The organism is Streptomyces sp. A01 (assembly GCF_059026195.1).
On record NZ_JBWLKN010000015.1, the window covers coordinates 88865 to 114242 of the forward strand.

The following is a 25378-nucleotide window of genomic DNA, read 5'->3' on the forward strand; positions in this document are numbered from 1 at the left end:
GAAACAGCGTATGCGAACACCTGGGCGCCTGTCCGGCGAATGAGAACGTAGGCTGCGTTCATGGGAAAGAAGCGCTCCGGCGGAGGTCTCACCACGACCCAGCAGGCCGCGAAGTTCCTCGGCGTCAGCGTCCTCTCCGGAGCGGTGCTGGCAGGGCTCGCGCTGCCGGCGGCAGGCATGCTCGGCCTCGCCGCCAAGGGTTCCGTCGAAGGTTTCGACGAAATACCAGCCAACCTCAAGACGCCTCCGCTGAGCGAGCGGACCACGATCCTCGACGCCAAGGGCGGCGAGATCGCGAAGGTCTACTCCCGCGACCGCACCGTGGTGAAGCTGAAGGACATCTCGCCGTACATGCGGAAGGCGATCGTCGCCATCGAGGACGCCCGCTTCTACGAGCACGGCGCGATCGACCTCAAGGGCGTGCTGCGCGCGCTCAACAAGAACGCCCGGTCCGGCGGCGTGTCCGAGGGCGCCTCGACTCTGACGCAGCAGTACGTGAAGAACGTGTTCGTCGAGGAAGCGGGTGACGACCGCGACAAGGTCGCCGCGGCCACCCAGCAGACCATCGGCCGCAAGATCAAAGAACTGAAATACGCGATCCAGGTCGAACAAGAGCTGGGCAAGCAGCGCATCCTGCAGAACTACCTGAACATCACCTTCTTCGGGCAGCAGGCGTACGGCGTGGAAGCCGCCGCCCAGCGGTACTTCAGCAAGAGCGCCAAGGACCTGAACCTGGAACAGTCCGCGCTGCTCGCCGGGATCGTCCAGTCACCGAGCCGGTACGACCCGGTCAACGACACCGAAGAGGCGACCAAGCGGCGTAACACGGTGATCCAGCGCATGGCCCAGGTGAAGGACATCAGCGCGGCACAGTCCAGGGCCGCGCAGAGGAAGCCGCTCGGCCTGAAGATCAGCAAGCCCAAGAACGGCTGCATCACCGCGGTCGACGGCGCCGGTTTCTTCTGTGACTACGTGCGCGAGGTCTTCCTCAAGGACCCGGTCTTCGGCAAGTCCCGCGAGGAACGGGTCAAGCGCTGGAACCAGGGCGGCCTGACGATCCGTACGACGCTCGACCCGCAGGCACAGAAATCGGTGCAGCAGTCGATAAGCGATCACGTGTACCAGTCGGACCCGGTCGCCACCGCCGTCTCCCTCATCGAGCCGGGCAGCGGCAAGGTGCTGGGGATGGGCCAGTCCAGGCCGTACGGCTTCGGCGAGAACCAGACCCAGATCAACTTGTCGGCCGACAAGAAGATGGGCGGCTCGAACTACGGTTTCCAGACCGGCTCGACGTTCAAGCCGATCACCGCGGCGGCGGCCCTGGAGCAGGGCACGTCCCCGAACCAGAGCTATTCCTCCCCGTACGAGATGGAATACCCGAGCCCGGTGTCCACCTGCGACGGCACCTGGCGAAACGCCGGCGAGACGGTCGCGAACGAGAACCGCAGCGAGGTCGGCCCGTACCGGATGAAGGAAGCGACCGCGAAGTCGGTCAACACCTACTTCGTCCAGCTGATCAGCGACATCGGCGTCTGCCCGGTCACCGAGCTGGCCGACAAGATCGGCGTGCGGCCCGCGAGCGGCGGGAAGCTCGACCAGGTCCCGTCGATCACACTCGGCACCTCCGGGATGTCCCCGCTGGTCATGGCCAACGCCTACGCGACCTTCGCCAACCGGGGCATCTACTGCACCCCGGTCTTCATCGAGTCGATCACCAGCGCCAGCGGGAAACCGATGAAGGTCCCGCAGTCGACGTGCTCCCGGGCCATGTCCGAGAAGACCGCCGACACCATCAACACCCTCCTGCGTGGTGTCGTCGAGGACGGCACCGGCAAGAAGGCAGGTCTGAGCAGCCGGGCAAGCGCCGGTAAGACGGGCACGACGGACGAGCGGAAGGCCGCCTGGTTCGTCGGCTACACCCCGAACCTGGCGGGTGCGGTCTGGGTGGGCGGCCCCGGCGAGAGGGGCGTCGAGATGGAGAACATCACCATCGGCGGCGTGTACCACGACAAGGTCTACGGGGCGGACACACCCGGCCCGATCTGGAAGGACGCCATGAGCGGCGCCCTCAACGGCAAGGCCGCGCCGGACTTCGTCACGGTACCCATCGCCGACCCCGACAAGGGCAAACACGACGACGACCGCGAGGACGGCGACGACCAAGGCAACGACAAGCCCGGCGGCCCTGGCGGCGGCGGTGGCAACGGCGGGGACGACCCGTGGCCGGACATCAGCATCCCGCCGGACATCATCGGCGGCGGCGACGGATGGCCTGACCTGCGCTGACGCCGACCCCAACAGCGGTACAAGCGCTACCAGCGCTATGAGCGATATAGAGGAACAGCGACAGCTCAGCGTGGAGGGGCGCCCCGAAGTCTCCGGGGCGCCCCTCCACGTATCAAAACAACCGAACCAAGCCGCCGACCGACCGCTTTCCAGCCGCCTGGCCCGCGTCGTCCCTGGTCAGCGCATCAGCGCAGCCAGGACAGAAGCCCAGCGGTCACCAGCGGCCCGCAGCCCGGTGTCCCCACAGCGCGGCAGCCCCGCAGCCCGGCGGCGGGCAGTCGCTCAGCCCGCCAGCAGTCGCTTGACCACGGCGGCCACCCGACCGCCCTCGGCGCGGCCGGCGACCTTCGGGTTCACGATCTTCATCACGGCGCCCATCGCGCGCGGTCCCTCAGCACCGTTCGCCGCGGCTTCCGCGACCGCCTCGGCGACGAGCGCGTTCAGCTCCTCGTCCGAAAGCTGCTTGGGCAGATACTCGGCGAGCACCTCGCCCTCGGCCCGCTCCCGCGCCGCCGACTCCGCACGACCGCCGTCCGAGAACGCCTCGGCCGCCTCGCGCCGCTTCTTGGCCTCTCGCGCGATGATCTTCTCGACCTCGGCGTCGGACAGCTCACGAGCGCTCTCGCCCGCGACCTCCTCCTTGCTGATGGCCGTGATGGTGAGCCGGAGGGTGGACGAACGCAACTCATCGCGAGCCCTGATCGCCGCGGTGAGATCGTCCTGAAGCCTGGTCTTGAGCGTGGTCATACCGTCGAGTCTGCCAGTACACGGCACGGAACGCCGCGTGATTTCGTGGTGGTCCGTGTTACTGCGACGATGGGACGTATGCGCGCGCAATACGGAGTACCCCTGGGAATGGCCGCTGGACTCACGGCAGTCGGGGCGGCCGGGCTGGCCTACGCCGCCGGCTTCGAAGCTCGCTCGTTCCGCCTCCGACGGGTCAGCGTGCCCGTACTGCCACCTGGCATGGAGTCGCTGCGGGTCCTCCAGGTCTCCGACATCCACATGGTGTGCGGGCAGCGCAAGAAGCAGCGCTGGCTCCAGAAGCTCGCCGGGCTCCGGCCCGACTTCGTCGTCAACACGGGCGACAACCTCTCCGACCCGGAAGCGGTCCCCGAGGTGCTCGACGCGCTCGGGCCGCTGATGGACTTCCCCGGCGCGTACGTCTTCGGCTCGAACGACTACTACGGCCCCAAGCTGCGCAACCCCGCCCGCTACCTGATGGAGAAGGCCAGCGGGCGGCACGGCCTCAATGGGAATGCCCCGGTCGTCGGCGCCATCCACAACCCGTGGGAAGAGCTGCGGGACACCTTCGACGCGGCGGGCTGGGTCGGCCTCTCCAATACCCGGGGCCGCCTGAAGCTGGACGGTATCGAGATCGCGCTGACGGGACTGGACGACCCGCACATCAAGCGCGACCGGTACGCGGAGGTCGCCGGTGGCCCGGACCCGGACGCGGACCTCTCCCTCGCCATCGTCCACGCCCCGTATCTGCGCTCCCTCGACGCCTTCGCCGCCGACGGCTACCCGCTGATCCTCGCCGGGCACACCCACGGCGGCCAGCTCTGCATCCCCTTTTACGGCGCCCTGGTCACCAACTGCGACCTGGACACCGACCGCGTCAAGGGCCTCTCCACCCACCGCGCCGGCGGCCACCGCTCCTACCTGCACGTATCGGCAGGCTGCGGCACCAACCGCTTCACCCCGATCCGCTTCGCCTGCCCCCCAGAGGCCACCCTGCTGACCCTCACCGCCCGCGAAGCCTGACCCTTCCGGGCAGATCCCTCTGCTGCCTGCCTTTCTGCGTCCTGCCTTCCTGCGGTCCGCTGCTTCCGTGCGCTCCCGGCGCCCGGAAGCAGCGGACCGCAGCGCGCCTCCGCCACTGCGGGCGCCCGCACCGCCATCGCTCCGGCCCAGGTCAGCCCCGCCTGCGAGGGGCCGATAACCGGATTTCGTCTACGGCGAGAGGTCCGCTAAAGTAGAGCTCGTTGCTTCGGGGTGTAGCGCAGCTTGGCAGCGCGCTTCGTTCGGGACGAAGAGGTCGTGGGTTCAAATCCCGCCACCCCGACAGAGTAAGACCAGGTCAGGGGCCTGATCCGCAGTGCGGGTCGGGCCCCTGAGTGGTTTCCTGGGTTCCTTGGGAGCCGTTTGGGAGCGGGATTCGGAATCCGGCTCCCAAAACATCCCCCTCACAAGCAGCACCAGGTCCATCATGCGGAGGCGGTCGATCACACGCGCGACTGCGGTGTACTACAGCGCGAAGCGGCTGCTGACACGAACGGCCCGTGCAGGCACCTTCCTCTCCTGCCACCATCTGCCGACCAGAGCCGGGCCGCCCCCGACGCCCCGGCCTCCGAGTTCGGGGGCCTTCTCCCCGCAGGCGGCCGAGCAGGACCTCGGCCGAGTTGGCCTTGCCTTCCCAGCGCGACGGCGTTTACCTCATTGAATCCGATGGGACCGCTCACGACCGACTCCACGGAATGGGGCGCGCGCAGGACGGTGCTCGCGCGCCCCATCACGACCAGGACAGCTCCGAGCCGCCCGCCAAGGGAACAGACCTTGCCAGTGATCACCGCGGTGTGCCCCTTGATTAGGTCATGACGCCGGAGGCCGACGTGCAGGATGCAGGCACCCCGGGCGTCGTCGCGTCTGCAATTAGCAGATGAGTACGCATCTTGTGTCCTAAATCCGGGATTGGGAGGCGAATTTGATGGTCAGTCATGTGTTCGGCCACCTTCCTTGCTTGGGTGCATTGTGTAGCAAGGCACCTGTCTGTGAAGGAAGTTATCCTTGAGCCTCACTGTCGACTCGTCGGGCCTCTTCTTCTCCTCCAGCCGCTGATCCGCGTTGCGCGAGTCCTCCCGCCAGCGTGCCACCCGCCTCCCAGCGGCGCTCCACCGCTCGCCGTTCGGCCCCCTCCAGCGCGTGGATGTCCCCACATCGCCCCCAGCGATGGTGTCCCAACCCGCTCTACTTCCATGGCATCAGACCGGACAATCCACAGGTAGGGCGCGACTCGGCCAGGGCCCCGCAGACCAGCCAGGTGCCGAATCAGCCAGGGGTATCACTTCCCGTGGCGCCTACACCTGGGAGCGTGACCAGTCGTAGCGCTGGGTCACAGACACCTGCAAGCCCCAGTTCAGGGCCGGTCACGGACTGGCAAGATTGGCCCTTGCGTCGTGTGTCCTGTCGTTCGTGCCTGTTGCAGAGCGCCGGGCCAACTCCGTAAGGCTCGACGGAGGAGTCTCGTCGACGGCACAAGATGGACTCACTGACGGTGTATCACGTCAGCAGCCTCCGACAGACGACAACAGTCACCTGGAGACCGCTTGCGGTCCAAGTCCGGTCAAAGGGCGTCATCCGGCGCGCGGGTAGACGACACAAGGGGCGGCCACGCCAGCATGGATTCCGCGGTCGTGCATGAGAACGCGGTGCAGCGGAAGGTGAAACCCATGCCCAAGCTCACGGAGGAGCAGAAGCGGCAACGAGCGGCCAAGCGTGCTCTGCGCTCAGCCCTCGACGCCGAAGCGGATGACCAGCGGCGCCGCGAGCGGGTTGAGCGGTGGAAACGAGAAGGTACACGCCTCAGCTGGGCGGAGTACGTGGCCGGTGAGCCATGTCGGGGTTGCGGTCAGCCCATGACGGACGAGCTGGGGAGCTGGTCGCCCCTCATGAAGTTGTCCGAGGCGGAGAAGCGTGAGTACGAGGAAGCCGACCGGACGTTCCGCGAGCGGCACGCCGACTGCAGGGGTGGTCGGTGGAGCATCAGCGGTTCTCGGGTGACGCATTGCAGCTTCTGTTGCCCGCCACCGCCGATGGGGCCGCAGCAGACGGAGAAGCTCGCCAGGCTGTTCGCTTCGTGGCCCTCACGAGAGGAACGCAAGAAGGAGCTCGATACTTGGGACCTCACTCTCCGTTGCGACCATGTGGTGCCACACATTCAGCATCGCGAGCACAGCTACGTTTCCACCCGCGTCGTCGATTGCCCAGAGTGCGGGGAGCGTCGCGGCATAGTGAGCAGTGAGCGGGTAGGGCCCGCGTACCGCGATGACGGGACCGTCCGTGAGCGGGCGGCAGCCGATCGAGAGAGGCTCGCCCGGGAACTGGCAGCCGCCGAGGCGAAGCTGACCCGTCAGCAGAAGAACGCGGCGGCAACCCAACGGCGCATCGCCGAGCTCCAGGAAGAACTCGGCAGTGAGCCCTCATGAGACGAAGCGCAGTCAGCGACACCGGGTCATGTCCCGGCCTCTCTTGCAATGGGTTGCCGACCGGGAGCCCTGGTGTATCGAGGCGTCAGGACTCAGAGGCCGGATCACGCCCCGGCCAGTGCTTCGGCGGGGCGACGGCCGGGTCCGTGATCTGGAGGCGCTTCTGCCGGGTCGGGTCGATCGACGTCAGAGAGACGAGACGCTGGCCGTCAGCTGTTTCGAGTTCGGACAGGGCGTGAGGAAGGGCCGCGCAGACAGTGGCGATCGCCGTGCCCAGGCCCACCAGACCACCGTGCTTGTTGTTCTGGCGGTACTCGATGCGGTGCAGGCCTGACTGTGCGATGGCCGCCACTTCGAGTGGCCGGCTGAGCTGCTTGGTGTCGTTGGTGATGACGACCTCGAAGCCGTCGGCCTTGGCCTTGGCGTACAGCTCGATGTCCTTCGTGCCCGTCCAGCCCTTGAGCTCGTGGACGTGGACGACTTCATGTGCCTTCAGCAGGATGTGCACGATCTCGGCCATGGGGCGGGGCACGTTCTCGTCGAGCAGCAGTTTCAAGCGACGACCTGCCGGGGCTCGCTGCTGCCATAGCTGTCGACGTACTCGCTGAAGTCGGCGGCGTCCCGGGCGGCCTCGGCCGTCACGCCTGGGTAGAACTCACCGATCTGGTCCGGCGGGATGCCGTCTCTTACGAGGGCAGCGACATCTGACGCTGGGATCCTGGTGCCTTGGATGACCGGTTCGCCGCCGCGGACCGACTCATCGACCGCGACGTGCTCACGGGGGGCGAGCAGAGCGGGAATGCTGCGGCCGTCCTTATAGAAGGGCGCGAGAACATCCACCATCTGGTGGATGACCACATTGCCCCCCTTGATCAGGTCTACCGCGTGGTCGGGTTCAGCCAGATAGATCGTGTCCGGGCCCGCGACGAGTTTGTACGAGGAGAGGTACTCCCACTCGCCGAGGTCTTCCCGGAGCGTGTTCAGCGCACGGCGGATCTTCTGCAACGAAGCCTCTTCGCGCAGCTGCACACAGATACGGAGTGCAACAACGTCGCGGAACGAGTAGAGGATCGGCCTCTCGCTGGAGATCTCGGGCACGAGCACGGCGCCCTTGGGCCCGGAGGCTCGGCGCCAGTGGGACAGCTGGCGCAGCGTCGCGCCGGAAAGAGCCGCGGCGAGTTTGGGTTCGTACGACACCGCGTGCCTCCTTCCGTCTTCCGCCCCCATCGATATCGGCCTGAACGTACCCCATTCTCCTAGAGGCCACTCAGCACAGAAACCGAAGGGCCCATTCAGGGTGAGCCGGGGACGCCGGACGCCCGCATGCCGCATACGCCGCTGCCACAGTAATCGCCACAGGCCAGCACACATCCATGGCATTTTCGGCCGCCCACCGGCGGCGCCCGGATGCGCCGCGTAACCTCACGGGTATGGAGGTTTCCGCATCCGGCGCAGCTCACGACGCCGACGAGGAGGCGCGTCGGCGACTGGACGCGTACACGTACCTCAGCGCGCCGGAGCGGCTGGAACACGTCGCGATCATGCGGATCTTCTGCGGAACGCTGCTGGCGGATCTCGCCGTCCCGGACATCATGGCGAAGCTGCGCCAGGCTGATGGTTCCGCCTCAGGGCTCGACGCCGACACCCTCACGGTCCGGCTGGAACAGCTGGTGCAGTGGGGAAATCTGCTGCGCAGCAGCCACACGGTAAAGGCGTCCAGCATCAGCGAGTACCAGCGTTCCCGCGCGCGCTACCAGCTGTCGAAACTGGGCGAACGCATCCAGCGAGACGCCGACGGGGTCCTGGCCGAGGCCGACGCCGCCCGCGAGGTGAGCAACGAACTTCTGGCACTGGTCGAGCGCGGACTGCGGGAGCTGGCCGACCTCGTGACCGCGCCGGGCGGCATCGAGCCACAGAACGGGCTGGAGCGGATCAGCACGCTGTTCGTGCAGTTCACCGAGTTCGCGGACTCCATACGCGACTTCTACGCCTACCTCGGCCAGGTGCTGTCCCGCTACGACCTGGACAGTGCCGAGTACCAGGGCTTCAAGGAACTCCTCCTGGACTACGTCGAGGCGATCACGGAGGACGTGGCGTTCCGCGCGCCCCGTATCTCGGGGGCTTTGGACACCCTGTGGCCGCACATCCCGGCCCTGCTGGACCGACTGGACACCCATGCCCAGGGACTTGCCGGGCTGTCTCCGCAGGGCGAGAACCGCATGGAGATCCGGGTCCAGCGCAGCCGGGGCCGCGAGCTCGCGGACTGGGAGGGCCTGCGCGGCTGGTTCAGGGACACCGACGGTCAGGGCAGCCAGGTCGACCAGCTGCGGGACGCCACGCTGCGCGCGTTGCAGTCGCTGCTCGCCAATGCCAAGCGGATGCTGCGGTCGGCCACCGGGGAGATGTCCCGGCGCAAGGATCTGCTGCGGCTGGCCCGCTGGTTCGACGAAGCGGCGCCGCAGGACGCACACGACATCGCCGTCGCTGCCTTCGGACTGTACGGCGCCCGCCATCTGGGCATACCTCCGGCCACCGACGAGGTGGTGCCCGCCTATACGAGTTGGTGGACAGGGCCGGTGGTCGAGGTACCGGTGGCCCTGCGTGAGAGGGGCAGCCGCGCCCAGCGGGGCCGGGCGTCCGCGGTGGAGGACCACTCCGCGCAGAAGCAGCGACTGCGGGAGGCCGCCCGTCAGCGGGCGGCGGCCAGAGCAGCGGCGGCGGACGAACTGCGCAGCGCGTCCGGCAGGTTCGCTGAGGTACGCCTCACCTCGGCGGCGCTCGGCCTGCTCCTGGAGCTGCTGGCCACGGCACTCGGAAACGCGCGGCTCAGCAGGCACGTCAGCACGGACGGGGAGAGGACAGCGGGGTTCGACCTCGACTCGGCCAGCAGCGAAGAAGCCGAACTGCGTATCCGGCTCACCGTGCGCCGGACGCCGGGCACGCGGACGGTGCTGTACTCGGCCGACGGTGACCTGTTGCTGGACGACCTGGAGCTGGACATCGGTCGTATCTCCGCCACGGTCGACGGCGAAGCGGAGGCGAGCGTGTCATGACCCTTCCCTCGTCTCACGACGTGGCCCTGGCGGCCGAGCGCCGTACCGCCGCCCGGCTACTGCTCGCCCACCCCCTGGTCGCGTCGGACGGCCCCCACGCCGACCTCTTCCCGCTCATCCGCAGGCACGCCGACTGGCTGGGCAAACGGTTCCAGCAGGTGCTCGGCTACCGCCTGCTGGTCGACAGCTCCTACGCCCGGCTGTTCAAGGCGGGGCTGGGGGCGGGCTCGGGACACCGGCTGGAGCGCTCCACCGGCACCCCCTTCGCCCCACACACGTACGCCTGCCTCGCCCTGGCCCTGTCCGTGCTGGTGACCGCGCCCGAGCAGATGCTGCTGTCGCAGCTGGTCGCCGACATCAGGGCCGCCGCGGCCGACGCGGGGATCGAGCTGGCGGAGACGGGCCGGGTGGCCGGGAAACGGACCCTGGTCGCGGCTCTGCGCCAGTTGGTCGATTGGGGCGTGCTCATCGAGACCGAGGGCCATGTGGCCGCGATCGCGCAGGACGCGGGCGGAGAGGCCCTGATCACGGTGGATCGGGAGCTGGCACGCGTGGTCGTCGCCGGCCCGCTCGCACAGGCCCGGGACGGCGCCGACCTGGTCCGGCGGGCAGCGGACCCGGGGTTCGGCGGACCTCGCACCTATGTGCGTCGGATGCTCGTCGAGACGCCCATCGTCCACCTCGACGAGCTGACCGACGCCGAGCGCGACTGGCTGCGCACCCGGCAGCGCCGGGAAGCCCAGGCTCTCTCCGAACTCCTGGGCCTGGAGATGGAGATCCGTGCCGAGGGCGTGGCGCTGGTGGACCCCGAGGAGGAGCTGACGGATCTGCACCTGCCGGGCACCGGGACCGTCGCACAGGCCGCGCTGCTGCTGGCGGAACGGCTCGTGGAACAGCTTCGGCCGCAGGAGCCGGGGCACCCGGCGACCGGCGGGACGCTCGTCATCGGGGTGGCTGTCCCGGACGGCTTGGTGGATGAGGTGCTGGCCGGGCTGATCGCCGAGTACGGGCAGCGCAGCAACTGGCAACGCGGCTACCTGGAGGACCTTCCCTCCTTGCGAGAGGCCGTATTGGACCTGCTGGTCCGGATGCGGCTGATGACCCGCACCGGGCGGCTGCGCGCAGAGGGAGAAGGGCTGCCGGAGGGATACGTCGAAGAGGCGCCGGAAGGACGCACGGTGACCGATGTCCATGGCGCACGGCCCGGCGGTAACGGCTGGGTGCTGCTGGCCGCAGCCGCCCGCTACGCCACCCACGTCACCGTGCGCCTGGCCACCGCAGCCGGCAAAGGCACGGACGTACAAGAGGAGTTGCCGCTATGACCACCGACGCGCGTGGCCTCGTTCCACTGCCGCGTTCTGGCCCCGCGATGACCACCGGCGCCCGCTTCCGGCTGCACCGGGCGGGCATTCAGAACGTCTGGCAGTACGACGAGCAGGAGTTCTCCCTCGGCGACGGACGGCTGCTGCTGCGCGGCAAGAACGGCGCGGGCAAGTCCAAGGCCCTGGAGATGCTGCTCCCGTATCTTCTGGACGGCGACTCCCGGGCACTGGACGCGACAGGCACCGGCCGCACAACGCTCGCCTGGCTGATGCTGGACGGTTTCGAGCAGACCAACCGTCTCGGGTACCTGTGGGTGGAGTTCCGGGGCACGGCCGACGACGGCGGCCATCGCCACCTGACGCTCGGTGCCGCCATCCGTGCTTCGAAGTCGACGCAGAAGGCGCTGCCGACGTTCTTCGTCACCCCGCTGCGGATCGGTGAGGACCTGCACCTGGTCGAGGCCGGTAAGCCGCTGCCGGTCGACCGGCTCAAGGAGATCGTCGGCTCCGACAACGCGACCGAACGTGCGGTCCTGCATCGCTCCCGTGTGGCCCGGGAACTGTTCGGCATCACCGACGCGACGCGCTACCGCAACCTCACCCAGCTCCTCCACCGGCTGCGGCGCCCGACGGTCGGGGACCGCATCGAACACGGGGGCCTGGCCGCCCTGCTCAGCGAGACCCTGCCGGGGCTCGACGAGGACGTGGTCGAGAAGGTGGCGCGCAACCTCCACGACCTCGATGCCGTACGGGACGAACTCGGCCGCCTGGAACGCACCGACGCGGCCTTGCGCACGTTCCTCACCAGTTACCGCGGGTACCTGGCCGGAGTCCTGCGCACCTCCGCGCAGAGAGTGAGCCACGAGCTGGGCGTCCTCGCACAGCGGCGCCGGGCGGCCGGAGGCGCCGCACAGCGGACGAGCGACCTGAGGACGCAGGAGGAGGAGTCGGAGGGCCGACTGGAGACCCTGCGCGAGGAGGAACAGGCCGCCCGGACCGACCTGGCCGCCCTGCATGCCAGTCACGCCTACCGCAGCCTGCGCGAACTGTCGGAGCGCCGCGGCACGGTGGAGGCGCTGCACACCGCCGCCGTGGCCGCGTTCACCACCCTGCGGAACGCACACGCCGCGGAGGAGAGCTCGGCGGAGCGGCTGGCCGAAGGTGTCGAACACCTCGGAAGCCGGCTGGCCGAGCTGGGAACCGAACACCGGGAGCTGCTGACGCAGGCGGAGAGGGCCGGGCTTCCCACCGGCCATCTCGGTGAGGCGGTGGCCCTGCCGCGCACGGTTCTCGCCCCGGCCACCGAGACTGAGCTGACGACTCCGGACGGGGAGACGCGCACCGTACGGCACCGGTCGGTGGCCCACGTGGACACGGCCGCGACCCGGGAAGGGCTGCGGTCCTGGCAGAACCAGTTGGAGGACGCCGAGGCGGTCGCGAGAAACCGGGCCCGGATGGTTCAGGAGGTGACCCGCCTCATCTCACGATCGGACGAGGCCCGGACCGGGGCGGCGCAGGCCGATGCCGAGCGGGAACGGGTGGAGGGCGAGGCGGAAGAGGCTGCCGGCCATCTCGACGGCAGTCGTCACAAGGTCGCTGAGGAGAGCGGCGCCTACGCCCGCCATGTCGCCGAGTGGGCGGCGCACACGCGGACCGCGCTGGGTCCCGACTGCCCGACACTGAACGCCGTCCACGCCTCGGTCGGCTGCGAGACCTCCGCCGACGCGCTGTTCGCGGACCGCACGCTTCCACCCGACATCGACAGCCAGGCGTGGCGGACCGCTCAGGCCGCGTTGGAGCCGTACGGCGAGGAACTCACCGGATGCCGGGACGCCCTGGCACTCGGCGTCAGCCAGCTCGGCGAGGAACTCGACCGCCTGGCGGAGCAGAAGCGGGACTGGGAGCAACGTACCGACCCTGAGCCAACGGCCCCGCGTCATCGCGTCGCCGAGCGGACGCCGGGCAGCGGAGCGCCCTTCTACCGGCTCGTGGACTTCGCGGACGACCTGGTTCCGGCCGACCGGGCCGGTCTGGAAGGGGCGCTGGAGGCGAGTGGGATCCTGGACGCGTGGGTGGGTGCGCACGGCGTCCTTCTCGATCCGCGCACCCGGGACACACTTCTCCAGCCGGGTCCCGTGCTCTCCGAGGGGCCGACTCTCGCCTCGGCCCTGCGCCCGGCCCCCGAACCGGATTGCGGCGTCACGTCCGAGCAGGTGGGGCATCTACTGGCCACCATCGCACTCGCACCGGCACAGGAGACCTCCGCCCACAACGCGGTGTCCTACGACGGCGGTTGGCGTCTGGGCGTGCTCAGCGGCCGTCACGACAAGGGCGAGACCGAGTACGTGGGGGCCGCCGTACGCGCCGAGACCCGGCGACGCATCCTCGCCGAGCTGGAGGAGCGGATCGCACAGACGAAACAGCGGCTGGCCGACGTCCGCAAGGAACTCGCCGTAGCCGATGCCATGCGTCGGGCTCTCACGCTCGCGGAACGGGACTTCCCCAGAGCACGGAGTCTCGCGGACGCGTGGAGCAGGACCGAATCAGCAGAGAGGACGCTGCGTGACCTGACCGCCAAGGCGACCCGGGTGGCACGGCTGGCCGAGGAGGCCCGCGCTCTCGCGGTATCGGCGCGTGCCGAGGCGGACGCCACCGCGACCGCCCACGACCTGCCCGGCGATCCCGTCACCCTGGACCGCGTACGCACCGCGCTGGCTGCCCTGCTCAGCGGTATCGGGCATCTACGCCGGGCCGTCGGCGGCACGGGCGAGAGGCTTGGCGCGAACCAGGCCGATGCCGACCGGTACGGACGCGCCCGAGAGGATCGCCTGGCCGCGGACGAGAGCTACCGGCTCCACCTCGCCGGACTGCGCACCGCTGAGCAGGACCTGCGCACCCGCGAGGAGGCCATCGGGGCGTCCGAGGAGGAGATCCTCACCCGCGAGCAGGAGACCAAGCAGCGCATCGCGAACGCCGTCCACGCCCTCCCCGCGGCACAACGAGCCCGCGACGAACTCCATGACCTGCGCGTGCGCGCGGAAGAGGACGAGAAGCGCCTGCGCGGGAACCTGGTGGACCAGGAGGCGGCGGTCATCGACACCGGCAACGCCCTTCGCGGTGCTCTCAGCCGACCCGAGGTGGTACGCGGCGCCGGGCTGGACCGGTCCTCGCTGCCCGAGTACATGGCGGACGATCCCGGCACGGACGTCCGCAGCCGTCTGCGAGCACTGCGGGCACTCGCCGACGCCGTGGAACAGGCCCTCGGCCGCCCGAAGGACGAGGTATCGGACAGCACTCTGCTCAACCGCCACACCGAGCTGCGCGACCAGCTGGCCGGCGGATTCGACGCACAGCTGGAGGAGCGCGACGGGATCAAGGTGTGCCGCCTGGTCGACGACCACGGGTCCCATGACGTCGCGGCCGTGGGCGAGCGGATCGCGGTCCAGGCAGCGGAGGCCCGGGGACGGCTCACCGAGCGCGAACCTGAGGTCTTCCAGCGATTCCTGACCGGCGAGCTCGGCGACCACCTCTCGGCGCAGGTCATCACCGCGGCGAACCTGGTCGCGGCTCTCAACGACACCCTGCGGACCGTACGAACATCCCACGGTCTCGGCGTCGAGCTGCTGTGGAAGCTGGACGAGGACGTGGACGCGGACGTGCGGGCAGCCGTCGACCTGCTGCGCAGTCCGTCGAGCCTCAGGACGCGCGAGCAGACCGAGCAGCTCCGCGAGGTACTGCAACGCCGGATCGAGGACGCCCGTCGTGCCGACCCGTCAGCCGGTTACGCCGCCCATCTGCGGACCGCGCTGGACTACCGCGACTGGTTCCGCTTCCACACCTTCGTGGTCGAGGACGCGGCCCCAGGCCGCCGTCGGAAACTGACCGGCCGGACCGGTCTCAGCCAGGGCGAACAGCGGGTGCTCTCCTACCTCGTGCTCTTTGCCGCGGCTGCCGCCCACTTCACCAGCCTCGCCGAGTCGGCACCGCACGCGCCGCGGCTGATCCTCCTGGACGACGCCTTCGCAAAGGTCGACGAACCCACCCATGGCCGGTTGGGCCGTATTCTCGTCGACCTCGATCTCGACTTCGTCCTCACCAGCGAGCGGCTCATGGGCAACTGGCCCGAGGTTCCGTCCCTGCACATCTACGAGTGCCTCCGTGATCCCCATGTGCGCGGGGTAGCCACGCTGCACTACACCTGGAACGGTCGGCACCGGCGTCTGGTGTCCGTGTGAGCGGGCTGCCCTCCGCGACGCGCGACTGGCTGGCGGGCCCTGGGCTCACCCGGCTCTGGGAGGGGGTACGTACACGCCTGGAGAGTAACGGCGTGCAGGCCACGGGTTCGCTCCGGCTGACCGCGATGAACGCCCAGGAACGCAACGACCTGTCTCTCCTGCTGGGCAAACCCCTCACAGGTACCACCGTGACCGTACGACTCGACATGCTCGACGCACGGCTACGCGCCTCGGCTGCCGGGCTCGGCCTCAGACAGACCCTGGAGGAACTCGGCCCGCCACTCACCGACCGCCGTGCCGCCCGCGCGGACGCGGCGGCACGGCGGGAGCAGGTGTGGTCGTCCCTCTCTTCGTCACTGGACGCCTCCTCACTCGCCGACCAGGAGTGGCCCCGGCAGTGGTACGACCTGTTGCGCCGTGCCGGCGTTCCGAGAGGAGTGGCGCCCGAAACGGCGATATGGACACTCCAGCAGGCGGTCCAAGTCCTCACCGCTCTCCTTGGACCCGAGCGGGGCGGCGCACTCGGCCGAGGAGAACTCGCCGCCATGGCGACCGGCTCCGCGCACGGCCTGGACGACGGCACCTGGCTCGCACGCCTGGTCCAACGCGGTGTCGCCCTCGCCCATGGCACCGAGTTCCCCGACGACGCGGCCGGTCGACGCGCTCTGTGGCGACTGGTGTCCGTCACACCGGATGAGGTCTCCAGCACGGTGCTGACCTACGGGCTATGCCCAGAAGGCGAGGACTGGCAGGAGCGTGGCCTACGGGAACGGGCCGAGCATCACGCCGAGGCCCACCTCACACCGCGCGACCTGCACACTCTGCGGCTGCAACTCCCCGCTGGCACGCTCATCCACATCTGTGAGAACCCGCGCGTGGTGGAAGCCGCGGCAGACGCGGCCTGCGCACAGCCCCTGGTCTGCACGTCCGGCAGCGCCGCCACGGTGGTCTTCACGCTTCTCGACACCCTCGCCGCCACGGGCTGCCGCTTCACGTACCACGGCGACTTCGACTGGCCGGGGATCGCTCTGGCCAACCGGGTCATCCGCCGCTACGAAGCCCTGCCGTGGCGCATGGGCACCGCGGACTACGAACACCTGGCCGCTCGCAGTCAGGCTGAGGGCATCCCTCAACTGGCGCTCGACGGCCAGCCGGTCAGCGCGGACTGGGACCCGGATCTCGCTCCTGCCATGGCCGCCCTCGGCGTCGCGCTCCATGAGGAGGCGACCCTTGAACTCCTGGTGGATGACCTGTCACACCGGATGTAGCCATCCGCCTCGCTGTAGCCGCGCTCGGTCGGCCCATGCCCGCCTTCGACCTCGCTCTGCGCCGCTACTGGGAGCACAACCGCCCTGGCGAATCCATCGAGGATCGAGGACTACCTGCGCCGGGGCGGACTGCTGAGCCGCTTCAGCGCCGCTGCCGCCCTGCCCCAGCAGATGCAGTCCGCCCTCAGTGACGTCGCCCAAGCCCTGCTCCTGCCCGGCACCGTCGGGGGCGCGCTCGGCCATGGGGCCGGAGCACTCATCAAGGCGTTACGCGAGCGGAGCCAGTCTGTGCACGCTCTCGCGACTGCTCCCGCCTGGCCGACTCTCGACTGGCTCGCCGACGACGCGTTCCAGTACGCAGGAGACTCCATAGGGGAACCGCTGGCACTCTCCGCCGCCGATGACACGTCGTCGGACGGCCTGCGGACTGCTGCGGATGCCCTGGTGGAAACACTCAGCGCCATCGCTCGTCGCCAGCACGAACACCGTGAACGCAGAGCCGATCGACCCTCGGCCGTCCTTGCCTCGGAGCCGCTCCCCGATGGCCTGGTCGAACTGGCCACGTACTACCTGGCGAAGGCCCAGCCAGTTCTCGGACTGACCGACGATTCGCGTCGCGGCGTGCAGCGCGTCGCCTCCGCCGGCGGTCGGCTCGCCTTCGCCGCTCGACGCGGCCTGGCCCGGCAGCCCGGTCCTGGTGGAGTCCCCCACCTATCCCCGGGCCCCGGCCGCCGCCCGCGCCGCAGGGCTGCGGCCAGTCCCCGTCCCCCTCGACGCCGACGGCCTGCGGCCCGACATGCTGGCCGACGCGTTCGCGATGACCGGCGCGCGACTGCTGTACTGCCAGCCGGCCTTCCAGAACCCGACCGGCACCGTGCTGGCGCCCGAACGGCGCCGCCAGATCCTCGATGTGGCGCGCGCCTCGGGCGCGTTCGTGCTTGAGGACGACTTCGCGCGGCACCTGGGACACGGCGGCACCGTGCCGCGGCCGCTGGTCGCCGACGACCGCGACGGCACAGTCGTCCACGTCACCTCACTCACCAAACCCGCCTCACCGAGCCTGCGGATCGGGGCGCTGGTAGCCCGCGGACCGGTCATGGAGCGCATGCGGTCGGTGCGTCTGGTCGACGACCTCTTCGTCACCCGCCCGCTCCAGGAAGCCGCGCTGGAGGTGCTCAGCTCCCCGTCCTGGGACCGGCACGTCCGCTCTCTCGGTACGGCCCTGCGGGAGCGGTGCGCCGTGCTGGCCGCCGCAGTCGCCCGGGAGATCCCCGGCGCGAGCTTGGCGGGGCTGCCTGCGGGCGGACTGCACCTGTGGATTCGTCTGCCGTCCGGGGTGGACGACACCGTCCTCACCAGCGCCGCCCGGCAACGCGGCGTCGCGGTGAGCGCCGGCAGCCGCTACTTCGCCACCGAGCCGCCGGCGGCTCACCTGCGTATCGGGTTCGCCGCGACGACCGATCACACCGAGCTGACCGAAGGCGCACGTCGGCTGGGAGCCGCGCTCGCGGACCTCGGCCCGAGGGAGGCGTAAGGCGTGCGGCGTGCGGTGTGCGGCGCGTATCTGTCGATCGCCGCAGAACTGGTCGGCGTGTTCTCAGGCATGGACACAACACCACTCAGAGCCCTGGCCGTTGCCTTGTCCGGCCGCCCGCCACCACGGTCACTGGGCGGTCTACCGGGCGATCTACGGGGCGGTCTACGGGGCGGTCTACGGGCGAAACGCACCGCCTGGGCGGTGCAACCCCCGCCGCCTCGGCTGCCCCGCCTCACAGCGGGGTCGCGGCGTGCAGGACGACGATCAGGGCGACGGCGGCGTTCGCTGAGGAGAGGGCGGAGGCGGTGGCTCCCGCGGCGGCGATCCACGCGGCCACGCCCGCTGTCGTACGGGCCGGGGGCCAGCTCCGAGCGGGTGGCGTCGGGCCTAGCAGGGCCTTGACCCGGCGGGGGACGGGGCCCGGGGTCGCGAAGCCGGCCAGTGTCGTGGCGGGGGCGGCGAGGGTGCCCGGCGCGCCCGGGGTGAGCAGGGCGGCCTTGCCTACAGCGCGGGCCATCACACGGCGGTCTCCTATCGCGCCCGCCGCCTCCTCGTCGGCCCAGCGTTCCGCGCCGTACGCCACGGCGGTGCGCAGCGGGCGCAACAAGGGGTGAGCGCGCGCGGCGAGTTGCGCCGCCAGCAGATAGCGGTGATGCCGCGCGGTGAGGTGGACGCGCTCATGGGCGATCAGGGCCTCGCGCTCGCGGGTGCCGAGACGGGACAGCATCGCCGTGGACACGACGACGCGGCCCGAGCGGCGGCCGGGCAGCGCGTAGGCGTAGGGCGTGTCGTCGGGCAGCACCGTCAGCCCCGCGTCGGGGAGACCTGTGAGCGCCGTCTCCGCGCGCCGCCGCACCCGGTAGTGCTGCCACACCGCAGCCGCGCAGGCCACGGCCACCGCGGTGAGCCCCGGAATCGCGGCCTTGCCGGCGACCTCGTCGTACGGGACGGCTGCGCGTACTTCCGGGTCGGACCAGCCATCGGGCAGCGGGTTGCCCGGCAGCTGGGCCGTACCGACCACCATGATCAGTCCCAGACACAGGGTGCTGCACACGGCCAGGACGGCACCCACCGCCGTCAGCAGCCGGGTGGCGCTGCGCGGGTGCAGATGCTGTTCGGCGAGGCGCGCTATCGGCCATGCCGTCAGCGGCAGTACGAGGGGGAGGAAGACGAAGACACCCACGGGCTCAGCCCTCCGGCTCGCCGTCGGCCGCTTCGCCAAGCAGCTCGCGCAGCAGGTGCTCGTCGTCGGGGGACAGCGCCGTCACGAAGCTCGCCAGCACCGCCTCCCGGTCCGCTTCACCGTCCAGGACCCGGCGCATGCGCAGCGCGGCAAGCCCCGCCTCGTCCGAAGCCGCCGTCCATACGAAAGAACGGCCGGCCCGTTCCCGCGTTACGGCCTTCTTGGCGAGCAGACGGGAGAGGATAGTCATCACTGTGGTGTAGGCGAGATCACCGCCGAGTCGTTCCTGTACCCACGTGGCGGTGGCCGGGCCGGGCGCCTGACGCAAGGCGGTCAGCACCTGGGCCTCAAGCTCGCCTTGGCCACGGCGACGTGTAGGCGAACCCCCGCTCAGGCCGTCTGTGTCCATCACCCCGTCTCCCTTCGCCCGTACCGTTCAGCACCGTGGGGCAACGGCACATCGTACTGAGGGACGATGGGTCCACTATCCGTAGTATCTACAGTGTTGTAGATTTTTACTTCCCTTCGCACCACCGAACAAACAGGAGGAGATCGTGGGAGTTTCCCTGTCAAAGGGCGGCAACGTATCGCTGAGCAAGGAGGCCCCGGGCCTTACCGCCGTTCTCGTCGGTCTCGGCTGGGACGCGCGCAGCACCACCGGCACCGACTTCGACCTCGATGCCAGCGCACTGCTGGTCAACACCAGCGGCAAGGTGCTCTCCGACCAGCACTTCATCTTCTACAACAACCTCAAGAGCCCCGACGGTTCCGTCGAGCACACCGGCGACAACCTCACCGGTGAGGGCGAAGGCGACGACGAGTCCGTGAAGGTCAACCTCGCGGGTGTCCCCGCCGAGGTCGACAAGATCGTCTTCCCGGTCTCCATCCACGACGCCGGGTCGCGCGGGCAGAGCTTCGGCCAGGTGCGGAACGCCTTCATCCGCGTGGTCAACCAGGACGGCGGCGCCGAGCTCGCGCGCTACGACCTGACCGAGGACGCCTCCACCGAGACCGCGATGGTCTTCGGTGAGCTCTACCGAAACGGCGCGGAGTGGAAGTTCCGCGCGGTCGGCCAGGGCTACGCCTCCGGTCTCGCGGGCATCGCCACCGACTTCGGCGTCAACGTGTGACCTGCTCGCATCGTTGACCCCGGCCGACCTGTCCGCTCTGGCTCTCTTTCCACACTCTGACCACCCCGCTCGCCTTGCCTGGCACGTCTGACCGTTTGACTGGTCTGGCTGGTCTGGCTGGTCTGGCTGGGCAGCGGCGGTGCGGGAGGCGCGGAATGAGGCATAAGACACCGGCCGGAAGGAACGGCGGGCGTGGGCGGCTGCCCACGCCCGCCGTTCCCGGTACGGGCCCGGTTCGGCCCGGTCCGTTCCCGTTCGGTCCGTTCCCGTTCGGTCCGGTCTGATTCGGTCCCGTTCGGTCCGCGGTCTGGTTCGGTCCGACGCCAGTCCGTTCCGTATCGGACCGGGCCAGTCCGGCTCCACGGTCCGCCACAGCTTCTGTGTTGTACGAGCCGTACTCCACAGCCACCGCGTACTCCTGGTATCCCTTGGTACTCCTGTGCGATACAGGCCCCACGCACCCACAGCCCCACACGCACACCCCCGCCATGCCGCACTATCCGCACTATCCATACGTCACGCGCTTCACACCGTTCGATGCCACAGAGAGGGCAGCGCATGAGTATCAACCTGTCAAAGGGCCAGCAGATCAGCCTGAGCAAGTCCGACGGAGGCGCGCTCAGCGTCGTGCGGATGGGGTTGGGCTGGCAGTCCGCGCCCCGTAAAGGGTTCCTCGCCAGGCTGACCGCGCGCGAGATCGACCTGGACGCCTCTGCCGTCCTCTTCGCGGACAAGAAGCCCACGGACGTGGTCTTCTTCCAGCACCTTGTCAGCGATGACGGGTCGGTCCGGCACACCGGTGACAACCTCGTCGGCGGCACGGGCCACGGCACCGACGACGAATCGATCATCGTCGACCTTCAGCGCGTTCCCGTCCACATCGACCAGATCGTCTTCACCGTGAACTCCTTCACGGGGCAGACCTTCGCCGAGGTGCAGAACGCCTTCTGCCGCCTGGTCGATGAGACCACCGGCCAGGAACTGGCCCGCTACACCCTCACCGGCGGTGGCACCGCCACCGCGCAGGTCATGGCGAAGGTCTACCGGGCGAACAACGGCTGGCAGATGGCCGCCATCGGCGAACCGGCGACCGGTCGCACCTTCCAGGACCTCATGCCGGCCATCTCCTCCCACCTGTAAGCCGCCCCGAGCCGCGGACTCCGCTTCCCCCCGCTCGCCCTGCTTCGCTGCGTGGCCTGCGTTCGCCGCGTGCACCGCTTGCCCTGCGTGCCCTGCGGTTCGCTGCGTAGCCTGCGTAGCCTGGTTCGCTGCGAGGTTTGCGTACGCTGCGTGCCCTGCTCGATCAGTTCGTTTCCGGCGAAAGGTCGTAGATGAAAGCTTCACCCGGCTACGGAATCGGGCCGATCGAGCAGGGCTTTCTGTCACTGTCCCGGCAGCACCAGCCGACCACGGGATTCTTCCTCGACTTCCGCGGCCCCGCCCCCGAGCCGGGAGAACTGGCGGCCAGAATCCTCGCGCGAGCCGTCGCCCTGCCCGCGTTGAACCTGCTCGCTCCCGCCGGGAGGCGGCGGCGGTGGCGGCCGCGCGAGGAGAGCCTCGACGCCGCTGTCCACGTCCGGCACCGCACGGGGCTGGCCGGGCAGCGGGAACTCGCCGCCGCGACCGATGAGTTGCTGCACCACGCGCTGCCGTCCGGAGAGCACCCCATGTGGGACATCTGGCTGCTCGCGGAACGCTCCTCCGACCGGTTCCGGCTCTGCTTCCGGATTCACCACGCGCTGCAGGACGGCGTAGGCGCCGCGTACTCCGTGCTCGCGCTCCTGGGCGATACGGACGTCGACGGTCCCCGTCTGTACCCGGCGCTACGCCCCTCCGCGGCGGGCGTGGCGCGGATCGGCTCCGACGTACTGCGGTCGTTGCGTCGCGACCGGGCATGGCCCGAACTCCGCCCAGCCCCATCCCGGCCCTCCCGCCCCTTCCGTCCGCCCTCCCCCTCCCCTTCCTCCCGTCGCTCCTCCTGGGCCTTCGAGGACGTCGGAGAGTCCCGGCTGCGCGAGCTGGCCGACAGCCGGGGAGCCAGCGCCAGCGCCAGCGTCAATGACGTATGCCTGGCCGCGCTCGCCCAGGCGTTCCGCACATGGCGCCGCGAACACCACCCGGGCGCGCCCCTGTGTCCAGACCTGCCCGTCCTCGTCGCCATGTCGACACGGCAGCCCGGCCAGCGGCACGCGCCGGGCAATCACGTCGTCGGCTACCGGCTGACCCTCCCCTGCTCCACGGACCGGCTCGATCTCGCCATCGCCCGTCTGCGCCGCCAGACCACCGCCGTCCGGCAGAGCCGGACACGCGACACGCGCCGCATCGCCATGAAGGCGGCACCGTACCGGTCGGCGGAATACCTGATGCGGACCCAGAACGACGCGTTCCCGGTCGCCGCCAGCACTGTCGCCTTCCCCGCGGAGATGACATGCCTCGGGGCACCGCTCACGGCGGCATCCATGTTCTACGACGTACACGAAGGGCTTCTCGCGTACGTGTCGTTCACGCGGGCGGCAGGCACCGTGCGCTGCGCCGTGGTGTACGACGAAGGGCTGCCCCACCTCGCTGAACTCCCGCACTACTGGCGAGAAGCCCTCGTCGCGTCGTCGATGGCTGACCCTGCCGCCGCCACTCCGGAGGCCGTGGCGAGTTCCTGACGCGGGGAGAACGCGGGAAGAACGAGTCGTACGGCGAGAGGCACGCGTCGTCGTAGGGCGAGGCGGACACCACAGTTCGGTACATCCGCAGGTGCATCCGTTCGGTGCATCCGTTCGGTGTCCGTTCGGTGTCCGTTCGGTGTCCGTTCGGTTCGGTACATCCGCCGGTGGTGCGATGACAGTCCGTGCGTCACCCCGCAGGTGCCGATGGCAAGGAAGCCGGAGGCGGGGACCCAGCCGACTGCTGCGCGGGCGGCTGCTGCGCGGGCGGCTGCTGTGCTGACGGCTGCGGCGCGGGCGGCGGGGCTGTTGACGACGCGGGGGCCGGCGGCCGTGGCGCGGAATGGACGCTGCCCAGCCAGAGCACATCGCGAGCTCGGGTCATGGCCACGAACAACTGGCTGCGGGCCAGCTCCTCGCGTTCGCGGGCGGTCTCGGAGGCGCCCGGGTCGTGTGCCACGGTCGCGTCGTGTTGCGGCAGGTAGACACGCTTGAACTCAAGGCCCTTGGCGCGGCGGTAGCTGCCGAGTTTGACAGCCTCGACGGGGCGTCCGTCGTAGTGCTCAAGCGGACACACCGCGATGCCCGCCTGCGCAAGGAGGCGCTGGTAGTGGCCGATGGCGCGCATGGAAGGGCACAGCACCGCCGCGCCTGCCCGATCCTCCGCGGGCAGCGCGCGGAGAGCCGCTATGAGCGCTTGGTCGTGTTCGGCCACGGTGGGCCTCGCCGCCCGGATCACCTGGCCGTCGTGGTACGTGAGGTCCACCTCGCGCCGACCGGACGTACGGACTCCGTCGATGTCCTCGAAGGCGTCCTCAGCGACGACGGCGAGAGCCGCCCGCAGGATCTCCTCGGAATTGCGGTAATTGGCACGGAGCACCTGCCCGCGGTCGCCGCGGATGTCGATTCCGGCGTCGGCCATCCGGAACCCGCCGGGGTAGACGGCCTGCTGGCCGTCCCCGATGAGGAGCAAGCCGTTGCGGGCGTCACCGACCAGGGCATGGAGCAGCCGCATCCCGACGAGCGTCAGGTCCTGGACCTCGTCCACGATGACGGCCGCGTAGGGCGACTGCCCGGGTTTCCCGCTCAGCTCCGCCAGCGCGAGGGTGAGGATGTCGTTGAAGTCGTGGACGCCGCGTTCGGTGCGGTTCGCCTCGTACGCCTCGTACAGACCCCACACCGCCTGCCGGTGCGTCCGGCGCAGACCGGCTCGGCGGCGGCGCCTGGGGACGGCCGCGTACTCCTCGAACGACGTGATGCCGCGCCCCTTGATGACGTAGTCGATCTCCTCGCGCCAGTAGCGCGGGGCGGGGTCGATCTCAGCCAGGCAGCTGTCGCGTCCGACGTGTTTCCAGGCGAGGCTGAAGGCCGTCTCCGCCTTGTCGCCGTGCAGGCGGGTGGCGACGCCTCGGCTGTGCAGGAATTCCTGGGCCCAGGCGTGCAGGCTGCGGAAGTCGACGCGGTCCGCCACGGCCGGGGACATGGTCTTGAGGAAGGTGCCCTGCACGCGAGGCAGGTTGTTGGCGAAGGTGACGTAGAGGATTCGCTGGCTGGAGCGCTGTGCCAGGTACGCGGCGCGGTGCAGGCCGACGACTGTCTTGCCGGTGCCGGCCGGTCCGCTGATCCGGGCGGGTCCTGCCCAGTTACGGCGGACGAGAACCACCTGGTCGGGGTCGAGGAAGGTCATCCACTGCTCGATCGGCGCCTGCCGCGCTTCCTCGATGGCCGCCTCACGCAGCCCGTCGAGGTCGAACAACCCACCGCTTACGGCCGTTGGGGGGCTCGGCGGCCGTGTCGGCTCGTGGACGGCCGATCCCTCGTACTCGGGGAAGACCCGCTCAAGGTGGTCGGCTATGGCGCGGACCATTTCCGGGCTGACCCGGCGGCGTTCCGCCAGCAGCGCCGGTCCGACCTCGTGCTCGCCCAGCAAACGGACTCTGCCGAGGCTGGTGTTGACGCGCTGGCCCGCGAAGACCATGAGTGGCTGAACGGCCACCGGGGAGAGGCCCAGGGAAGCCACCGCGAGCTCGGCGGTCTTCGTCACGGCCGCCAGCTTCCTCACGTCGTCGTCGCGCGGCACGCCCGCGGCGCGGAGCTTCCCGTCGCAGGCCTCGGGAGCGGCACGCCAGTTCTTCACATCGATGACGAAGACACCGCCAGGCCCGACCAGCAGCATGTCCACGTTGGCCGAGCGCGTGCCCGGCCAGCGCCGGTCCACGAGGAGCCGCCACCCGCGTGCGGTGAGGACAAGCAGTTGAGCGGCGACCTGGCGCTCCCCCTCGCTCGCCGCCTCCCACCTGCGCGCTTCGCTACTGGCGGCCTGCCACTGCTCGCGTAACAGCCGCTCTTGCCGCCGTGCCTCCTGCGCCCGCCGCGACGCCGAACCGCCTGCCGCCATTTCGCCCCCTCGAACACGGAGTAACGATCATAGGACGGTACGCGACCGCACGGCAGGCGATAGCGGCATCAGCTCTGGGCTCTGGGCTCTGGGCTCTCGGC

At 69.7% G+C, this 25378-nt stretch carries 17 protein-coding genes, 1 tRNA gene and 1 pseudogene; 12 read left to right on the forward strand and 7 right to left on the reverse strand.

Going from position 1 to position 25378, the window contains the following annotated elements:
• Positions 1-60 precede the first annotated feature (60 nt).
• The gene (locus tag AC5P1B_RS21260) at positions 61-2286 is read left to right on the forward strand and encodes a transglycosylase domain-containing protein (RefSeq protein WP_493888905.1); all 2226 of its coding nucleotides are present in this window, start codon (positions 61-63) and stop codon (positions 2284-2286) included.
• A gap of 282 nt (positions 2287-2568) precedes the next feature.
• On the opposite strand, the gene AC5P1B_RS21265 is transcribed toward AC5P1B_RS21260, so the two are convergent.
• A complete protein-coding gene (locus AC5P1B_RS21265) occupies positions 2569-3033 on the reverse strand; it encodes a GatB/YqeY domain-containing protein (RefSeq protein WP_493888906.1) in 465 nt (154 codons plus the stop codon).
• A 78-nt stretch (positions 3034-3111) separates the two neighbouring features.
• On the opposite strand from AC5P1B_RS21265, the gene AC5P1B_RS21270 reads away from it, so the two are divergent.
• The 3 genes from AC5P1B_RS21270 to AC5P1B_RS21280 all read left to right on the forward strand — a co-directional run bounded on the left by AC5P1B_RS21270 (position 3112) and on the right by AC5P1B_RS21280 (position 6494).
• Entirely contained in the window at positions 3112-4053 is a 942-nt protein-coding gene (locus AC5P1B_RS21270) for a metallophosphoesterase (protein WP_493888907.1), read from the forward strand.
• A 227-nt stretch (positions 4054-4280) separates the two neighbouring features.
• Positions 4281-4354, forward strand: a tRNA-Pro gene (locus AC5P1B_RS21275).
• A 1570-nt stretch (positions 4355-5924) separates the two neighbouring features.
• The gene (locus AC5P1B_RS21280; RefSeq protein ID WP_493888908.1) at positions 5925-6494 is read left to right on the forward strand and encodes a hypothetical protein; all 570 of its coding nucleotides are present in this window, start codon (positions 5925-5927) and stop codon (positions 6492-6494) included.
• Positions 6495-6579: 85 nt separating this feature from the next.
• Here the strand turns inward: AC5P1B_RS21280 and AC5P1B_RS21285 are convergent, their stop codons facing one another.
• Both AC5P1B_RS21285 and AC5P1B_RS21290 read right to left on the reverse strand, forming a co-directional pair.
• Positions 6580-7050, reverse strand: coding sequence for a DUF5615 family PIN-like protein (locus AC5P1B_RS21285; protein WP_493888909.1), 471 nt, complete (start codon positions 7048-7050; stop codon positions 6580-6582).
• Positions 7047-7691, reverse strand: coding sequence for a DUF433 domain-containing protein (locus AC5P1B_RS21290; protein WP_493888910.1), 645 nt, complete (start codon positions 7689-7691; stop codon positions 7047-7049). Before AC5P1B_RS21290 ends, AC5P1B_RS21285 begins: the two co-directional genes overlap by 4 nt.
• Positions 7692-7924: 233 nt before the next feature.
• Between AC5P1B_RS21290 and AC5P1B_RS21295 the strand changes: the two genes are divergently transcribed.
• The 4 genes from AC5P1B_RS21295 to AC5P1B_RS21310 are packed head-to-tail and all read left to right on the forward strand — an operon-like array spanning position 7925 to position 16372.
• A complete protein-coding gene (locus AC5P1B_RS21295) occupies positions 7925-9547 on the forward strand; it encodes a TIGR02677 family protein (RefSeq protein WP_493888911.1) in 1623 nt (540 codons plus the stop codon).
• On the forward strand, positions 9544-10869 hold the full coding sequence (locus tag AC5P1B_RS21300) for a TIGR02678 family protein (protein WP_493888912.1): 1326 nt from the start codon (positions 9544-9546) through the stop codon (positions 10867-10869). Before AC5P1B_RS21295 ends, AC5P1B_RS21300 begins: the two co-directional genes overlap by 4 nt.
• A complete protein-coding gene (locus tag AC5P1B_RS21305) occupies positions 10866-15104 on the forward strand; it encodes a TIGR02680 family protein (protein WP_493888913.1) in 4239 nt (1412 codons plus the stop codon). Before AC5P1B_RS21300 ends, AC5P1B_RS21305 begins: the two co-directional genes overlap by 4 nt.
• Positions 15101-16372, forward strand: a complete 1272-nt coding sequence (locus tag AC5P1B_RS21310; RefSeq protein WP_493888914.1) for a TIGR02679 family protein — start codon at positions 15101-15103, stop codon at positions 16370-16372. The genes AC5P1B_RS21305 and AC5P1B_RS21310 overlap by 4 nt, the downstream gene beginning before the upstream one ends.
• 267 nt (positions 16373-16639) lie before the next feature.
• Here the strand turns inward: AC5P1B_RS21310 and AC5P1B_RS21315 are convergent, their stop codons facing one another.
• Complete coding sequence (locus AC5P1B_RS21315) at positions 16640-17083, reverse strand: hypothetical protein (RefSeq protein WP_493888915.1); 444 nt, start codon at positions 17081-17083, stop codon at positions 16640-16642.
• On the opposite strand from AC5P1B_RS21315, the pseudogene AC5P1B_RS21320 reads away from it, so the two are divergent.
• A pseudogene (locus tag AC5P1B_RS21320) lies at positions 17046-17906 on the forward strand (aminotransferase-like domain-containing protein); the annotation flags it as partial. The gene AC5P1B_RS21315 and the pseudogene AC5P1B_RS21320 overlap by 38 nt on opposite strands.
• 235 nt (positions 17907-18141) lie before the next feature.
• Here the strand turns inward: AC5P1B_RS21320 and AC5P1B_RS21325 are convergent.
• Positions 18142-19092, reverse strand: a complete 951-nt coding sequence (locus tag AC5P1B_RS21325) for a M56 family metallopeptidase (RefSeq protein ID WP_493888916.1) — start codon at positions 19090-19092, stop codon at positions 18142-18144.
• A 4-nt stretch (positions 19093-19096) separates the two neighbouring features.
• A complete protein-coding gene (locus tag AC5P1B_RS21330; protein WP_493888917.1) occupies positions 19097-19501 on the reverse strand; it encodes a BlaI/MecI/CopY family transcriptional regulator in 405 nt (134 codons plus the stop codon).
• A gap of 145 nt (positions 19502-19646) precedes the next feature.
• Here AC5P1B_RS21330 and AC5P1B_RS21335 point away from each other — a divergent pair, with 145 nt between their 5' ends.
• From AC5P1B_RS21335 to AC5P1B_RS21345, 3 genes are all read left to right on the forward strand, one after another.
• Positions 19647-20222 carry a TerD family protein gene (locus tag AC5P1B_RS21335; protein ID WP_493888918.1) on the forward strand — a complete coding sequence of 192 codons (576 nt, stop codon included), beginning with the start codon at positions 19647-19649 and terminating at the stop codon, positions 20220-20222.
• A 558-nt stretch (positions 20223-20780) separates the two neighbouring features.
• Entirely contained in the window at positions 20781-21362 is a 582-nt protein-coding gene (locus tag AC5P1B_RS21340; protein ID WP_493888919.1) for a TerD family protein, read from the forward strand.
• A 191-nt stretch (positions 21363-21553) separates the two neighbouring features.
• On the forward strand, positions 21554-22879 hold the full coding sequence (locus AC5P1B_RS21345) for a wax ester/triacylglycerol synthase domain-containing protein (RefSeq protein ID WP_493888920.1): 1326 nt from the start codon (positions 21554-21556) through the stop codon (positions 22877-22879).
• Between the two features lie 190 nt (positions 22880-23069).
• On the opposite strand, the gene AC5P1B_RS21350 is transcribed toward AC5P1B_RS21345, so the two are convergent.
• A complete protein-coding gene (locus AC5P1B_RS21350; RefSeq protein WP_493888921.1) occupies positions 23070-25277 on the reverse strand; it encodes a nuclease-related domain-containing DEAD/DEAH box helicase in 2208 nt (735 codons plus the stop codon).
• Positions 25278-25378: the final 101 nt, after the last annotated feature.

Bases quoted from the DNA above. Each gene is read 5' to 3' on its own strand.
- AC5P1B_RS21260 (WP_493888905.1), top strand. From the start codon at position 61: ATGGGAAAGAAGCGCTCCGGCGGAGGTCTCACCACGACCCAGCAGGCC.
- AC5P1B_RS21265 (WP_493888906.1), bottom strand. From the start codon at position 3,033: ATGACCACGCTCAAGACCAGGCTTCAGGACGATCTCACCGCGGCGATC.
- AC5P1B_RS21270 (WP_493888907.1), top strand. From the start codon at position 3,112: ATGCGCGCGCAATACGGAGTACCCCTGGGAATGGCCGCTGGACTCACG.
- AC5P1B_RS21280 (WP_493888908.1), top strand. From the start codon at position 5,925: ATGACGGACGAGCTGGGGAGCTGGTCGCCCCTCATGAAGTTGTCCGAG.
- AC5P1B_RS21295 (WP_493888911.1), top strand. From the start codon at position 7,925: ATGGAGGTTTCCGCATCCGGCGCAGCTCACGACGCCGACGAGGAGGCG.
- AC5P1B_RS21300 (WP_493888912.1), top strand. From the start codon at position 9,544: ATGACCCTTCCCTCGTCTCACGACGTGGCCCTGGCGGCCGAGCGCCGT.
- AC5P1B_RS21305 (WP_493888913.1), top strand. From the start codon at position 10,866: ATGACCACCGACGCGCGTGGCCTCGTTCCACTGCCGCGTTCTGGCCCC.
- AC5P1B_RS21330 (WP_493888917.1), bottom strand. From the start codon at position 19,501: ATGGACACAGACGGCCTGAGCGGGGGTTCGCCTACACGTCGCCGTGGC.
- AC5P1B_RS21340 (WP_493888919.1), top strand. From the start codon at position 20,781: ATGAGTATCAACCTGTCAAAGGGCCAGCAGATCAGCCTGAGCAAGTCC.
- AC5P1B_RS21345 (WP_493888920.1), top strand. From the start codon at position 21,554: ATGAAAGCTTCACCCGGCTACGGAATCGGGCCGATCGAGCAGGGCTTT.
- AC5P1B_RS21350 (WP_493888921.1), bottom strand. From the start codon at position 25,277: ATGGCGGCAGGCGGTTCGGCGTCGCGGCGGGCGCAGGAGGCACGGCGG.